Here is a 14,072-nt window from a genome sequence, read left to right as displayed (position 1 = left end):
GAACGATGAAGCGCAGTGCCTTCCTCATAGCGGCAGCGCCTCGATCGGGCCGCCCGCACAGGCCGCGGCGAACTCCTCGCTCAGCCGCTCGCTCTCCGCCACCGCCCGCAGCCAGGCCTTCGCCCGTGCCTCGGTGTCATCGCCGTAATGCTTGAAGTCCTCCCGATCGGGCAGCTTGCCGCGCGGCAGCGTCTTCACCCACTCCGGGTTCGGCGCCAGCAGCACCACGTTGTCGAGGAAGGCCGTGGCGCCGTGACGGCCCTTCAGCGCCTTGTCGAGCCAGCCCGGCACCACCTGGCGCTGGAAGTGGGGATAGAGAACCAGTCCGTCGCCGATCATCGATGCGTAGTCCAGGTGGAGGTGGTAGTCGGTGATGCCGCCGTCCCAGTAGGCGCCCTTGGGGCCGCCCGGGATGTCGTGCACGGCCTTCAGCCAGAAGGGGATCGAGCAGCTCGCCAGCACTGCAGCTAACAGGTTATGTGTGGTGAGTGCTACCTGCCGGCTGCGGTAGTCGTCCAGCGACATCGGCAGCGGGTCGCGCGGGTCGGAGAAGACCACCCGCTCCAGCCAGGCGCCCATCGCGCGGCGGGCGAACAGGTTGGCCGCGAAGGCGCCGAAATAGCCGGCCGGCGTGCGCAGCCGCCCCTCCCTGCCGAGCACATGGCGGCCGCGCGAGGTGAACACATGCAGCCGGTAGCGCGGGTGGGACAAGACCTGGCCCTCGCGCCCGCCGAACACCTCCTCGAGCTTCTGCTGGAAGCCGCGGGTCACATCCTCGGCGGTGGGCATCTTCCCCGGCTTGCTGTCGTAGCGCTGGTGGACGTATTCATGCGCCAGCCGCTCGAACTCGCGCTCGGCATCGCCGAGGCAGGCGGTGGCCATGCGCCAGGCGCCGATCGAGGCGCCGACGAGATGGACTTCGTGCGAAGTCGAACCCAGCCACGGCCCGAAGATGAACTGATCCAGCGATTTGAGGATCAGGCCCTTCGGCCCGCCCGCCGCGCCGGGGATGACCCGAACGTCTTCCGGGCGCAAACCGCGCTCGGCCAAAAGAGCGCGGGCCCGAGGGCCCGCGTGGATGTGCAGTGCTTGCATGCGCTGCAGTTTAATTACAGCTTGGTCTCCCAGTTCAGCCCGAACTGCGTCCTCGCCTTGCGATCCGTGAAGGTGTAGCCGCCCGCCGTCATCGCCAGCGTCTGCGTGTCCACCGGCGCGAAGTTGTTGGCCGAGACGCGGATCGAGCTGGTCTTGCTGAGGAAATACTGGGCGAACAGGTCCAGCGAGCGGGTGCGCGACAGCTCGCTCGCCTGCATGCTCGTCTGCTGCGTCAGGTAGCCCGGCGTGTAGGCGAAGCTGGCGCCGAGGTTCATCGGCACGGCCGTCGTGCGGTAGTCGAAGCCCAGGTTGGCCGACCAGGGCTGCTGCGCATCCAGCCGGTTGTTCGGGCCCGGCACGGCGGCCACGCGCGAGTGGTAGACGTTCAGCGCCGCCCGCAGGTTCAGCGGCAGCTTGGGGTCGAACAGCGAAGGCATCAGCTCGCCGGCACGGCCCTTCAGCTCCAGCTCCAGGCCCATGGCCGTGGCAGTGGAAAAATTCACCGGCCGGTTGACCCAGCGCGCCACGTCCGACCAGTACATCGCCTCGCCCGGCTGCTCCAGCGACACCACGTTGCGGATCAGGTTCGATACGCGGCGATAGAAGCCGCCGACGCTGACCATGCCGCCGCCCTGCAGGTACTTCTCGTAGGCCACGTCGAGGCCGGTGGCCAGCTCGGGCTTGAGGTTCGGGTTGCCGATGTTGTCCGGCGAGATGTCGGTATTGGCCGTCGTCGGGTCCGGGTACAGGCCCGACAGCGCCGGGCGCGACAGCAGTTGGTTCAGCGTCGGTGCCTTGTAGCTGCGCGTGAGACTCGCGCGGATCAGGTCGCGGCCCTTGGGGTCGATCTTGTAGTTCAGGTGCAGCAGCGGGGTGGTGACGCTGCTGGTGTTGCCGAACTTGGTGCCGTCCTCGGTGGCGGTCTCGGTGCGGATGCGTTCGGTGCGCAGGCCCACATAGGCCGACCACTGCGGCGAGATCTCCCACTCGTCCTGCACGAAGAAGGCGCGGCGATTGATGTCGGCCGCAAACGGCGCGCCGTCCACACCCGGCAACTGCTCCTGGCCGCCGACGCGCACGGTGCGCGTCTCCTCGCGGCGGCGCCATTCCAGCTCCCAGCCGCCGGTGACGCTGTGCTGGTCGTTGACGATCTGGCTGAACTTGCCGCCCTGGGTGAAGTTGCGATCGGTGTTGTCGCCGTCGGAGTTGCGGAACGGCGTCGCGAAGGTGTCGTTGTGGAAGCTGCCGCGGGCGTCCTGCAGGCCGGCCTTCAGCTCCAGGCGCTGGCTGTCGTTGAGCTGGTTGGTGTACTGGCCGTTGGCACGCACCATCTGCCAGGTGCCGAGGTTGCGCGTGTCGGAGTCCGGCAGCGCGCCGCTGCCCGTCTCGCCCAGGTCGGCAAAGCGGGTGTTGAAGTGCCAGCGCCCCTGCTGCAGGAAGGACGTGAGGTTCAGCGACTGCTCGTCGTCGATCTTCCAGTTCAGCCGCGGCGTGGCGTTCCAGCCGGCGCCCCAGAAAGCCTGCTCCTGCGCCTGCGTGACCGTCCAGTCGCTGCCGGCCTCGTTCACCGCGCGGGTCGTCGTCGATTCATTCAGGCCGCGCCAGCCGAACACCGAGATCGGCAGCGAGTACGACAGCCCGCCCTGCCGCGAGCCGTAGGTGAACGATCCGGACGCGCCCGGCCGCACCGCGCTGTAGCTGGTGCCCAGGCGCAGGTCGCGCTGGGTGACCTTGGGCGCGTCCTTCAGGATGATGTTGATCGCGCCGGCCACGGCCTGGGCGCTCTGGTCGGCCGTCGGGCCCTTGGTGATCTCGATGCGCTCCACCTGGGCCGGGTCGAGCTGGCTCAGGTCGAAGCCCGGCGGCGCCGGGTCGCCGTTGATCAGGATCAGCGTATAGCCCGAACCCAGGCCGCGCATGCGCGGCGCGCCCCCGGCCATGTTGACGCCGGGCAGGCGCTTGAGCACGTCGGCCACGTTGGTGTCGCCGAACTTGTCCAGTTCCTCGCGGCCGTAGATCTGCTTGGCCACCGGGGACTTGCGGCGCAGGTCGGTGTCGGTCGCCGGACGCGAGCTGATCTCCACCCGCTCCAGCTTGGCGCCGGCACGGGGCTGGCCCTCGCCGGGCGGCCCGTCCTGGGCGAAGGCGGGTGCGGCAGCGGCCACGAGCAGGGCACAGGCGGCGGCGATCGGATGACGCTTCAACAAGAAATACTCCAGCAACACAGGTTCACAGGAAGACGCAAAGGGCGGCACGATACCCGTTCCGCATGACGCTGCCGGAGGTCATGCGATGGATTGCGGCTTCGCCGGGGCGATCTGCGGCTGCGGCGGCTCGAGGAGCTACTGGCAGGCCGCTGCCTGCATGCGATGGCGGCTCAGCACCTCCTGCAGCCAGCCGCTGCGGCAGAGCTGTCCGAGGATCGCGTCGAAGCGACGCGCGTCGGCCTCCGGGACGCGCTGCCGCGACAGGCCGAAGCTGTAGTTGAAGCGCGTGGCCACGCCGGCCGCATGCAGGCCGGTTATCGACTGGTCGGCGATCAGCGCCTCGGCCACCATCTCGTTCGCAAAGGCCAGGCCCTGCGGTCCGTAGCGGCCGGCCTGCAGCTTGCGCAGCACGGTCGGGTTGTCCACCTCCACGCTGATCTCGGCATCGGTGCCCTCGGCCAGCGCCTGCAGCGTGCGGGAGCTGGCGGAAGGGCCGTAGACGCCGATCGTGCGGCCGCGCAGGTCCTCGGCCCGCTGGAAGGCGAAGCCGCTGGTGGTGGGCGCGAAGAAGGTGTAGCGCGCCTCCATCACCGGCGCCGAGACATGGAAGGCCGCGCGGCGCTCGGGCACGTCGACGACGGTGAACACGCCATCGATCTGCCCGCGTTCCGCCGCACTCAAGGCGCGCCGCCAGGGCAGCACGTCGATCCGGCACTGGATCTTCATCCGCTGGCAGACCTCGACCAGCACCTCCACCATCGGCCCGGCCGCCTGGCCGCCCTGCTCGTAGGTGTAGGGCGCGAAGGGCTCCGTGGCGAACTGCCAGCGCCGGGGCTGGGCATGGGCCGGGATCGCCAGCGCAATCGCCAGCATCAGGGCAACTCGGGTTCGGAGCAGCATCGCGCGATGATGCCCCAGCTAACGCCAATCTTCAGCGCAATGCGAGCGAGGCGCCCCGCCAGGCCGGGTCGGCCCAGCGCTGGAAGGCGCCCAGGGCCATCGGCTCGCCGGACTGGCGCTGCGGGGCGAGCGTCGCCAGGTCCAGCTGCGCGAAACGGCGCGGCGCGTAGCGGCCCTCGGCGCGCGACTCGCTGGCCACCAGCAGGCCACCGTTGATCCAGCCGGCAAACTCCACATAGCCCAGGCCCGGCGCGGCCAGCGCGGGCGGCAGCACGTCGAACTGCCATTGGCCACCCTGGCGGCGCAGCACCCACAGCTCGCGCCAGCCATCCAGCGGCTGGGCAGCCAGCGCGATGGCCGTGCCTTCGCGGTTGAGGCTGGCCGAGGCGAGCATCACGGCGGCGAGGCTGCATTTGCGGGCCGTCGTGCCGGCGAGGGTCAGGCATTGCTCGCCCGGGTTCTCGCCCGGCTCCAGCTTCAGCGTCAAGCTGCCGATGCGACGCTCGCTCGGCGCCGGCAGCGCCAGCCAGCGCATCGCGTTGACGCGCATCGCGGCGTCGTTCCACTCGGGCAGATCGTCCTCCGGCAGCTCCACCGGCTGCACGCGGGCGAACTCGGCCAGCGCCTGGCCGGCCAGCGCCGCATCGCGGCGGGCGAAGGCGCGGCTGGCCGCCACCGTCGCGCGGCGCAGCAACAGGCGGTTGCGCTCGTAGCCGGCCAGGCCGTCCAGCGGCGCGTGTTCCAGCACCTCGGCGCGCCAGTCGTCGCTGGCCAGGCGCTGGCTGGTGGTCAGCGTGGACGCGCGGCAATCGGCACGGGTCAGCGCCAGCGCGGCGCGGGCCTTGGCCGAGGCCTCGGCCGGCAGGCTCAGCACGCGGCGGAAGGCGTCGCCGTCATAGCACAGGCGCACGCCGCCATCGGCCTGCTCGACGCTGTCGAAGCGCAGGCCGTAGCGGGTCGCCACGTCGAGCAGCGCGGCGCGCTTCGGGCCGTTGTTGGCGGCGATGCGCTCGCCCAGGCGGCCCAGCGCGTCCAGCACCTCGGCGCCCTGCGGCTCGGCCAGCTGGGCCGGCGTGGCGGCCTGGATGTAGGCGGCGGCCAGGGCCACGCCCAGACCCTCGGCGCCGTCCTGCGGCAGCGTCAGGCGCAGTTGGGCGAGCAGGGCCGCGGGCTCGGCCGCGACGGCCAGCGCCTGTGAACGGCGCAGGTAGCCGCCGCGCTCGCGCCGGTAGTCCCAGACCTGCAGCCAGTCGAGCCGCTCGCCGCGCACTTCCAGCGCCTCGCCGCGCGCCAGCTGCGCCTGCTGCGGGCTCGAATCGCGGGCCGCGGCGCGCAGCGGGGCGCCGTCCTGCAGCACCAGCACGGTGGCGTTGGCGGTGGCGCCGCAGGCGGTCTGCACCGCGGCGGCCGCCAGCGACAGGCCGATCACCCAGGCCACCGTCTTCATTGCTGCGTCTCCTCGGCCTTGACGGCCGTGTTCGAGCCCAGCAGGCCCGAGCCGATGAAGCCGCCGCTGACCGAGGGCGGCGCGATGATCACCTGCACCTTGTCCGAGAGCTTGTCGGCCAGCGTCTTCTGCACCAGCAGCGGATGCTGCGTGAGGATCGCGCCCTCGCGCGCCATGCGCTCCGCGTCGGCCCGGCCCAGCGTGGCCAGGCGGTAGGCCTCGGCATCGGCCAGCTTCTGGCGGGCCAGCGATTCGCCCTCGGCCTCGATCTGGCGCGCCTTGGCATTGCCCTCGGCCAGCTTGACGCGCTCGGCATTGGCGGCCGAGGCTTCCAGCGAGCGCTGCTCGATCTGCTTCTGTTTCAGCGGCAGGATGTGCTTCATCGCTTCCTCCTGCGCCCGGGCGGCGATGATCTGCTCGCGCTCGGCAGCCTCGGCGGCGATCTGGCGGCGCGATTTGTCGGCCTCGGCCTCCAGTTCCGTCTGCTTGACCTGTTTCTCCTTCAGCTGCAGCGTGAACTGCATCTTCTCGGCCGCCAGGCCCTCGGCCAGCAGGCCGTCCATGCCGCGGCGGTAGTCGGCGGGCAGGTCCACATGGCCCACTTGCAGGCTGCGCAGCTCGATGCCCTGGCGGGCCAGGCGTGCTGCGAGACCCTGAGCCACCGCCTGCTGGATCTCGGCCCGCTTGCTGGAGAAGATCTCGCGCACCGTGTGCTGCGACACGACCGGGTAGATGCTGGCCTGCAGCGCCGGGGCGATCAGGTCGCGCTCGATATCGTCGGGCAGGCTCTCGGCCAGTTGGGACAGCTTGCTGGGGTCGATGCGCCAGGCCAGCGTCAGGTCCAGGCCCAGCGACAGGCCTTCCAGCGACTGCAGCGCGCCGCTGCCATCGGCCCGGGCGAGGCTGGTGGCGTGGTAGACCCGCTCCTGCGCCGGCAAGCTGCGCACCGCGTGGACGCCCGGTACGTTCAGCACCCGGCCTTCATGCAGCACCACCGCACGGCCGGTGAACTGGTTGGTGCGCACCGCCACCTCGCCGCGCGGCACGGTGTACAGCGGCGGATGGGTGGCAATGCCGTAGACCGCGGCAGCCGCCAGCGCCAGCACCGCCAGGCGCGGCAGGTGCGGCACGCTGCGCGAGGGCAGGCGTCGGATCGGTTCCGGGATCTTGTCGATGAGGCTCATGGTCTCTCCTGTGAAGGTGAGGCCATGATTCCGCCCAGGCCCGCGAGCGCGCCACGCCGGCGGCGGGTGTCAAGCTTCCGGGGTGCGGAAGAAATCTTCCGCGCGAACGCCAAATGCAGTGCCCAATAATCGCGGCCATGCCGACCCGCATCGCCATCGTCGAGGACGACCGCCCCACCAGCGACCAGCTCGCCGCCTGGATCCGCGCCGCCCGCCCGGAACTGCAGATCGACCAGTGGTTCGACCGCGACGCCGCCGAGGCCGCGCTGGCCCGCGAGGACTACGCGCTGGTGCTGCTGGACATCGAGCTGGGCCACGAGCGCCACGCCGGCGTGGCGCTGATCAACGCGATCAACAAGCGCCGTGCGGGCACGCCGGTGCTGGTGGTCTCCGCCATGCCGGCCGCCATCTACCGCTCGATCATGAAGGCGCTGGACGCCTGGGACTACCTGCAGAAGACCACCTTCGAGCAGGCCGAGTTCATCGAGACCTTCCTGGACATGCTGCGCGCCGCCCGCGCACGGCAGGACTCGAGCGCCCAGAAGGCGCCGGCCAGCGAGCTGCAGCTGGACCCGCTGTGGCAGCGCCAGCCGCTGTGGCGCGGCCAGCGCATCAACCTGCCGCTGACGGCCCAGCGCATCCTCGCCACGCTCTACCAGCGCCGCGGCGAGGTGGTGGCCTACGAAGAGCTGTTCGAGGTGGTCAAGAGCGGGCGCAGCAAGGACAACGTGCGCAAGCATGTGGCGGCGATCCGCGAGGCGCTGCGCGATGCGGATGCGACGTTCGACTCGATCGAGAACGTGCCGATGCGCGGCTTCCGCTGGACGCGATGACCCGGACCACGCCGCGGCTGGGCCTCGCGGCCTGGCGCAACCGCATCGTCGTCCACGGCGTCTTCCTGGCGCTGGCGCTCGCCACGCTGACACTGGCCGTCACGCTGCTGCGCGAGGAGAAGGAACGCGCCTACCAGCGCTATGCGCAGACCTTCGGCCAGACGCTGGCCACGCTCACCGCGCGGCTGCGCCACCCGACCGGCCAGCTCGCGCTGCTGAACCCCGAGGCCGGTGAAGGCCCGCTGCTGCTGCCCTTCTCCGCCATCGACTTCGATGATCCCAGCAAGACCCGCAGCGCGGTGGAGATGTCCGGCTGCGCGCGCCAGTACGCCGGTGGCGCCAGCCTGTGCCAGGCGGTGGGCGCCAATGCCTATGCGGGCGCCTTCGTCTATGCCATCGGCAGCCTGGCCGCGCCGACGCTGCTGGCGCGCGAGCGCGGGCAATTGGAGCTGGCCGGCGTGCACCGGCTGCGCGTCAGCCTCGCCTACCGCGGCCACACGCAGCGCTGGACGGCCCCCTTCGAGGCGATGGAACCGGGCGGCTGGGTGCAGCGCGGCCGGCTGACCGGCTTCGAGGGCATCGCCGGTGACACACTGCAGCAGCACACCCGCCCGGACCGCGACTTCCGCGGCTGGATCTGGCGCGAGGGGTCATGTCTTGCCTCCACCGGCAATGCCTCCGACTGCCCGCGCCGCAGCTTCTTCTCGCTGCGCCTGCCGGTGGCCGAACTGGCCGAGGAGTTGTCCGACCGCAAGCTCGCCGCCTGGCCGCCGGCCGACCTTGCCCAACTGCGCCTGCGCCTGGAACTGCTGGGGCCGGACGGCGCCACGCTGTTCGACAGCGCCGCCGCCAGCCAGCCGCCGCTGACGCTGGCCGTGCTGGAGGACGAGCTGCAGCCCGGCGAGCAGCTGGCGATCACCCGGGCGGGCAAGCCCATCGCCGAGCTGCACGGCAAGGCCCAGCCCGACGAGCTGCCCTCCCCCTGGCTCACTCGGCTGATCCGCCGACTGCCGCTGGTGCAGCCGGCCGCCGCCACGCCGCCGCGCGCCGTCGACACGGTGGAAACACCGCTGGGCCGCTACGAACTCACGCTGACCGGCGACCTGCGCAGCGTGGACCGCGCGCTGAGCGCCGGCGCGGCGCGGGTCTCGGGGCTGGTCGGCGGCATGCTGCTGGCGATCGCGCTGGCCTGACTGGTGATCGCCCTCTCGCTGATGCGCCGCATCGCGCGGCTGACGCGCCGCGCCGCCGCCGTCTCCTACAACCTTCAGCCCACCCGCATCGACGAGCACCTGGACCAGCTGGAGGTGAAGGACCTGCGCGGCAGCGACGAGCTGGGCATCCTCGCCGGCACGCTGGCCGACCTGCTGGCCCGCGCCAAGCTGGCGCTGCGCCGCGAGCAGCTGCGCGCCGAGCACGAGCGCGACATGTGGCATGCGGTGGGCCACGAGATCATGTCGCCGCTGCAGGCGCTGCTGGCGCTGCACGAACAGCCCTCCGATGAAAGCCGGCGTTATCTGCTGCGCATGCAGCAGGCGCTGCGGGTGCTCTACGGCACGGCCAGCCCCAGCGAGGCGCTGGCCGCCGCGCCGCTGAGCCCGGACCGGCTGGACCTCGCCGCCTTCGCCGCGCAGCTGGCCGACAACGCCGCCCATGCCGGCATCGCCGACGTGCGCCTCGCGCCCTGGGACGGCGGCCCGCTGTGGGTGCACGCGGACGAGTACGCGCTGGAAGACGTGCTGACCCACCTGCTCAACAACGCGCAGCGCCATCGCGAGCCCGGCACGCCGATCGTGCTGGCCCTGCAGCGGCTCGACGGGCATGCGCTGCTGGCGGTGCACAACCGCGGGCCGGGCATCGCGCACGAACGGCTCGAGCGGGTCTTCGAGTACGGAGAGAGCGATGCGCCGGCCGAAGGCGCGCGGCGCGGCCAGGGCCTGTTCGTGGCCCGCAGCTACCTGGCCAAGATGGACGGCCGCATCGAGGCGCGCAACGAGGGCGGCGGGGTCGCCTTCGTGATCACGCTGCCATTGCAGAGCTGATGACTCATCCCGCGCCCGCACGCCGGGAACGTGTACGCCACCAGGCCGCCTCGCCGTAGGAATCGTCTGCTTTTGGCGGAACGAGGCCCGTCGGGGTACGGACCTTGCCAGCGACAAGGCATGGCACCGCCGCATGCGGTCCGTTCCTTGTTGTGGAGGCCGAACATCATGGCGATCTGGCATTTCGAACTGGCATTGCTCCCCGCGGAGTCCAAGCCGCCCCAGCTGACCAACCACGGCTGGGTCGGGCAGCCCCTGGACCGGCAGGCCGTGGCCATGCTGCGACCCTTCATCGGCGGCCTGCTCGGGCGCAACGCCGCCCATACCAACTGCACCGATCCGAAGCATCCCGCCGTCGGCAGCGTGCTGAGCTACGGCACGCACGACGGCAACCGCATCGACCTGGTGGACCGGGGCGAGGAAGGCATCGAGGCCTGGGCCACCATCGACGCCCGCTCCGATGCCGATGCCTTCTGCGCCTTCCTCTGCCAGCTGGCGAGCTTCTGGGACTGCGAGTTCCTGTCGCTGGAGCAGCAGGTGCGCCTGCCGGCGGAACGCCGCGCGCTGCTGGGCGCGCTGATGGGTTCGCGGGCCTGGCTCTATGCGCTGGACCCGGCGAGCCTCGCCGCCTGATCGATCAGAGCGCCAGGTTCCCGCTCTTGAGCCGCCGCAGCACGAAGCTCGACTTGCTGTGCCGGATGCCGGGGATCTTGTAGAGCTGCTCGCGCAGCAGCCGCTCGTAGTCCCGCGTGCCCTTGACCGCGATCCGCAGCACGTAGTCGTAGTCGCCCGACACCAGATAGGCCTCCAGCACCTCCGGGATCGCCTCCAGCCGCCGGCCGAAGGCCTCCAGCGCGTCGTCGGTGTGCGAGTCCAGCGTGAGCTGGACGATCAGCTGGTCCGGCACGCCCGCCAGCTCGGCATTGACCTTGATCGTGTAGCCCTCGATCACCCCCGCTTCCTCCATCCGCTTGATGCGCGTCCAGCAGGGCGAACTGCTCAGGCCAACCTCGGCGCTGAGCTCCTGCAGGCTGGCGCGGGCATTGCGCTGCAGGGCGCGAAGCAGGGCCAGGTCGTAGCGATCAAGTGTTATTTCCTTTGACATCATCTTCTTTCAGAAGGATTTTCTGATTCAAGCATAAACGGGCGCAAACAAAGGAACAATTGCCGCGGCACCGCGCCCACACTGGCGCTCATGCAAGCCCTCCTCGAACCGACCAGGCAAGACCTGGCCCCCACGCCCCAGCGAACCGGCGCCCAGGTGCTGCTGGACACCCTGATCGAGCTCGGCGTGGACACCGTCTTCGGCTATCCCGGCGGCGCCGTGCTGCCGATCTACGACGCGCTCCACGGCGAGCCGCGCCTCCGCCACATCCTCGTGCGCCACGAGCAGGCCGCCGTCCATGCCGCCCAGGGCTATGCGCGCACGACCGGCCGCGTCGGCGTGGTGATCGTCACCTCGGGGCCAGGTGTGGCCAACACGACCAGCGGCCTGCTCGATGCGCTGTCCGACTCGATCCCGGTGCTGTGCATCGCTGGCCAGGTGGCCCTGCCCTCGATCGGCACGGACGCCTTCCAGGAGTGCGACGCGCTGGGCATCTCGCGGCCGGTGACCAAGTGGAATGCCCAGGTGCGCGATGCCGGCGAGGTCCGGGCGCTGGTGCGCCGTGCCTTCGACACCGCCGCCGGCGGCCGGCCCGGCCCGGTGCTGCTGGACTTCCCGAAGGACCTGCAGCAGCGCTGCATGCCCCAGCGTGAGCTGCCCTCCCGCAAGCCGGTCGCGCGCCCGCGGAGCATGGACGCCGCCCGCATCGCCCAGGCGGCGCGGATGATCGCCGCTGCCGAGCGCCCGCTGTTCTATGGCGGCGGCGGGCTGGTCAACGCGGGCGAGGCCGCCTGCGCCGACTTCGCCGCCTGCGTGCGCCTGGCCGACGCGCCCTGCACCGTCACGCTGATGGGCCTGGGCGCCTTCCCGGCCTCGGCCCCGCAATGGCTGGGCATGCCCGGCATGCACGGCACGCTGGAGGCCAACCTGGCGATGCACGAGGCCGACCTGATCGTCTGCGTCGGCGCCCGCTTCGACGACCGCGTCACCGGCCGGCTCGACGCCTTCGCGCCGCATGCCCGCGTGATCCATTTCGACATCGACCCGGCCTCGATCAACAAGGTCGTCCGGGCCGACCTGCCCTTCGTCGGCGATGCCGGCGAGCTGATGGCGGCGTTGCATGCGGCGCTCGCCACGACCGAGGCGCCGCAGCGGGCCGGCTGGTGGGCCCGCATCGAAGGCTGGCGCTCGCAGCGCTGCCTGGCCTTCGAGGACACGCCCGGCACCATCGCCCCGCAGGCCCTGCTCGCGCAGCTGCAGCGCGCGCTGGCCGGCCGCGACGCCATCGTCTCCACCGACGTCGGCCAGCACCAGATGTGGGCCGCCCAGCACCTCGGTTTCGAGGCGCCGCGCCGCTGGCTCACCTCGGGCGGCGCCGGCACGATGGGCTATGGCCTGCCCGCCGCCATCGGCGCGCAGATCGCGCACCCGGGCTGCACCGTGGTCTGCGTCAGCGGCGATGCCTCGGTGCTGATGAACATCCAGGAGCTGGCCACCGCGATCCAGCACCGCACGCCGGTCAAGCTGGTGCTGTGCAACAACGCCCACATGGGCATGGTGCGCCAGTGGCAGGAGCTGATCCACGGCGAGCGCTACAGCCACAGCTACAACGCCTGCATGCCGGACTTCGTGGCGGTGGCCAGGGGCTTCGGCTGGGAGGCCGAGCGGGTGGACGAACGCGCGCAGCTCGATGCGGCGCTAACGCGCTGCCTCGACGCACCCGGCCCCTTCTTCCTCGACGTGCGGGTGCGCAGCGAGGAGAACTGCTTCCCCATGATCCCCGCGGGCTGCGGGCATCATGAGGTGATGCTGCGCTGAGCGGGGCCGCTCAGAAGTTGTGGCGGATGCCGGCCGAGAGGCCGTTGGCGCTGGTGCTCGTCGCGACGCGATTGAGCCCGGCCAGGTTCACGCCTTCGAGCGCATAGCCGCCGGTGAAGCGGTTGCCGTAGAAGGCCGCGTACAGCTCGGTGCGCTTGGAGAAGTTGTAGTAGCCCGCCAGCACCAGCGTCTGCTTGGTGCCATGGCGCGTGGCCAGGCCGTTCAGGTTGCTGCCCTTGTCGTGGTACCAGGCGCCGGTGAAGCGGACCTGCGTGGAGGCCTGCCAGGCCAGGCCCGCGCTGAGGATCTCGTTCTTCTGCGTCTGGCCGCCGAGGATGCTGACCGCCGCATTGGCATTGGCCGAGGCCTCGATCTCGTTGTGGTACCAGGCCAGGTAGGGCCGGAAGTCGCCGATCTTCACATTGCCGCCGACGACCCAGAAGTCCTCGCCCGCCACATGGCCGTTCGGGTTGGCGCTGCCGTTGTCGAAGTGCGCGTAGGCGGCGCCGACGTCGTAGCTGGCCGTCGTGCGCGCGACGTCGAAGGCATAGCTGCGGCCCGACACGCCGCCCTCGCCCGCGGCGACGCTGGCGCCGAACTCGACCACGCCGGGCAGGCTCAGGCGGTACTTGACCGAGTTGTCGGTGCGGGTGTCCATGCCGTTGCCCGCCGATGCGGCGCCGAAGCGGTTCACGCCGAACACGGCGATCGGCGTGGCCGACAGCGTGGAGCCGGCCAGGTAGTTCACGTCCATCGTGCGGATCGCGCGGTCGGTGGAGGCCTGGAACTGGCGGCCCAGCGTCACGGCCTGCGGGCCGGACTGCAGGCCGACGAAGCTCTGCCGGCTCCAGAACTTGCTGGCGTTCTGCTGCGTGCCGCTGTCCAGGTTCAGGCCGGTCTCCAGGCGGAACAGCGCGGTCATGCCGCCGCCGAGGTCCTCGCTGGCGCCGAAGCGCAGCCAGGAGGCATACATCAGGTTGTCGCTGACGGTGGTGATGTGGCCGGCGCTGGCGCCCTGGTGGTCCAGCATGTTGACGCCGGTGCCGAGCTGGCCGGACAGGGTGACGCTGGTCGTCTGCGCGCCGGCGGCGCCGCTGCAGGCCAGCACGATCGCGCCCAGGGCGGCGGCGCGTTGCTTCTTGTTGTTCATCGATGTCTCCGTGGTTGATGTGGGCAATCGGGGCGCGATGCTAGGCAGGCGGTTTCCGCCCGTTTGTCGGAATTCCGACAAGTGCCCGATCGCCGCGCCGAATCCGGTGGAAACCCCAGCGCCCGCTGTGGCGCCAACGCCAAATCCGCACGAGGCGGCGGCCGGGTATCCGAGCGCCCGACTTGTCGGCTTTCAGACAGACCGGGACATGGGCCGGCGAACACACTGCGGCGCGACAAGCATTCACGAACAAGCAAGGAGAGACGCGATGCCCGCCCACCGCCCCTGGCT

General features: G+C 70.9%; 12 protein-coding genes. 5 read left to right on the top strand and 7 right to left on the bottom strand.

Annotated features, from left to right (window positions below):
• Window positions 1–24 precede the first annotated feature (24 nt).
• The 5 genes from B0W88_RS22715 to B0W88_RS22695 form a co-directional block, all read right to left on the bottom strand.
• Complete coding sequence (locus B0W88_RS22715) at window positions 25–1,095, bottom strand: patatin-like phospholipase family protein (protein WP_077036907.1); 1,071 nt, start codon at window positions 1,093–1,095, stop codon at window positions 25–27.
• A 14-nt stretch (window positions 1,096–1,109) separates the two neighbouring features.
• The gene (locus tag B0W88_RS22710; RefSeq protein WP_077036906.1) at window positions 1,110–3,299 is read right to left on the bottom strand and encodes a TonB-dependent siderophore receptor; all 2,190 of its coding nucleotides are present in this window, start codon (window positions 3,297–3,299) and stop codon (window positions 1,110–1,112) included.
• 138 nt (window positions 3,300–3,437) lie between these two features.
• On the bottom strand, window positions 3,438–4,202 hold the full coding sequence (locus tag B0W88_RS22705; protein ID WP_077036905.1) for an ABC transporter substrate-binding protein: 765 nt from the start codon (window positions 4,200–4,202) through the stop codon (window positions 3,438–3,440).
• Between the two features lie 31 nt (window positions 4,203–4,233).
• Window positions 4,234–5,649, bottom strand: a complete 1,416-nt coding sequence (locus tag B0W88_RS22700) for an SH3 domain-containing protein (protein ID WP_077036904.1) — start codon at window positions 5,647–5,649, stop codon at window positions 4,234–4,236.
• Entirely contained in the window at window positions 5,646–6,833 is a 1,188-nt protein-coding gene (locus B0W88_RS22695; protein WP_077036903.1) for a prohibitin family protein, read from the bottom strand. Before B0W88_RS22695 ends, B0W88_RS22700 begins: the two co-directional genes overlap by 4 nt.
• Window positions 6,834–6,970: 137 nt before the next feature.
• On the opposite strand from B0W88_RS22695, the gene B0W88_RS22690 reads away from it, so the two are divergent.
• The 4 genes from B0W88_RS22690 (at window position 6,971) to B0W88_RS22680 (ending at window position 10,341) form a co-directional block, all read left to right on the top strand.
• Entirely contained in the window at window positions 6,971–7,666 is a 696-nt protein-coding gene (locus B0W88_RS22690; protein ID WP_077036902.1) for a response regulator transcription factor, read from the top strand.
• A complete protein-coding gene (locus tag B0W88_RS34870) occupies window positions 7,663–8,859 on the top strand; it encodes a hypothetical protein (RefSeq protein ID WP_233151810.1) in 1,197 nt (398 codons plus the stop codon). The genes B0W88_RS22690 and B0W88_RS34870 overlap by 4 nt, the downstream gene beginning before the upstream one ends.
• Before the next feature lie 3 nt (window positions 8,860–8,862).
• Window positions 8,863–9,708 (top strand): sensor histidine kinase KdpD, encoded by an 846-nt coding sequence (locus B0W88_RS34865; RefSeq protein WP_233151809.1) that lies wholly within the window; start codon window positions 8,863–8,865, stop codon window positions 9,706–9,708.
• A gap of 168 nt (window positions 9,709–9,876) precedes the next feature.
• Window positions 9,877–10,341 (top strand): hypothetical protein, encoded by a 465-nt coding sequence (locus tag B0W88_RS22680; protein WP_077036901.1) that lies wholly within the window; start codon window positions 9,877–9,879, stop codon window positions 10,339–10,341.
• 4 nt (window positions 10,342–10,345) lie between these two features.
• On the opposite strand, the gene B0W88_RS22675 is transcribed toward B0W88_RS22680, so the two are convergent.
• Window positions 10,346–10,813, bottom strand: coding sequence for an Lrp/AsnC family transcriptional regulator (locus tag B0W88_RS22675; protein ID WP_198937911.1), 468 nt, complete (start codon window positions 10,811–10,813; stop codon window positions 10,346–10,348).
• Window positions 10,814–10,903: 90 nt separating this feature from the next.
• On the opposite strand from B0W88_RS22675, the gene ilvB reads away from it, so the two are divergent.
• Window positions 10,904–12,631: a biosynthetic-type acetolactate synthase large subunit gene (ilvB, locus tag B0W88_RS22670; RefSeq protein WP_077036900.1), complete on the top strand. Its 1,728-nt coding sequence runs from the start codon at window positions 10,904–10,906 to the stop codon at window positions 12,629–12,631.
• A 10-nt stretch (window positions 12,632–12,641) separates the two neighbouring features.
• On the opposite strand, the gene B0W88_RS22665 is transcribed toward ilvB, so the two are convergent.
• Complete coding sequence (locus B0W88_RS22665; RefSeq protein ID WP_077036899.1) at window positions 12,642–13,781, bottom strand: porin; 1,140 nt, start codon at window positions 13,779–13,781, stop codon at window positions 12,642–12,644.
• Window positions 13,782–14,072: the final 291 nt, after the last annotated feature.

Source organism: Pelomonas sp. KK5 (assembly GCF_001984095.1).
Classification (GTDB): domain Bacteria; phylum Pseudomonadota; class Gammaproteobacteria; order Burkholderiales; family Burkholderiaceae_C; genus KK5.
The sequence above is the reverse complement of the archived record's forward strand: the minus strand, read 5'-3'. Positions and strand labels throughout refer to the sequence as shown.

Excerpts from the sequence above, each read along its gene's own strand:
- B0W88_RS22715 (WP_077036907.1), bottom strand. The coding sequence starts at position 1,095 with ATGCAAGCACTGCACATCCACGCGGGCCCTCGGGCCCGCGCTCTTTTG.
- B0W88_RS22705 (WP_077036905.1), bottom strand. The coding sequence starts at position 4,202 with ATGCTGCTCCGAACCCGAGTTGCCCTGATGCTGGCGATTGCGCTGGCG.
- B0W88_RS22700 (WP_077036904.1), bottom strand. The coding sequence starts at position 5,649 with ATGAAGACGGTGGCCTGGGTGATCGGCCTGTCGCTGGCGGCCGCCGCG.
- B0W88_RS22695 (WP_077036903.1), bottom strand. The coding sequence starts at position 6,833 with ATGAGCCTCATCGACAAGATCCCGGAACCGATCCGACGCCTGCCCTCG.
- B0W88_RS22690 (WP_077036902.1), top strand. The coding sequence starts at position 6,971 with ATGCCGACCCGCATCGCCATCGTCGAGGACGACCGCCCCACCAGCGAC.
- B0W88_RS34870 (WP_233151810.1), top strand. The coding sequence starts at position 7,663 with ATGACCCGGACCACGCCGCGGCTGGGCCTCGCGGCCTGGCGCAACCGC.
- B0W88_RS22680 (WP_077036901.1), top strand. The coding sequence starts at position 9,877 with ATGGCGATCTGGCATTTCGAACTGGCATTGCTCCCCGCGGAGTCCAAG.
- B0W88_RS22675 (WP_198937911.1), bottom strand. The coding sequence starts at position 10,813 with ATGTCAAAGGAAATAACACTTGATCGCTACGACCTGGCCCTGCTTCGC.
- ilvB (WP_077036900.1), top strand. The coding sequence starts at position 10,904 with ATGCAAGCCCTCCTCGAACCGACCAGGCAAGACCTGGCCCCCACGCCC.
- B0W88_RS22665 (WP_077036899.1), bottom strand. The coding sequence starts at position 13,781 with ATGAACAACAAGAAGCAACGCGCCGCCGCCCTGGGCGCGATCGTGCTG.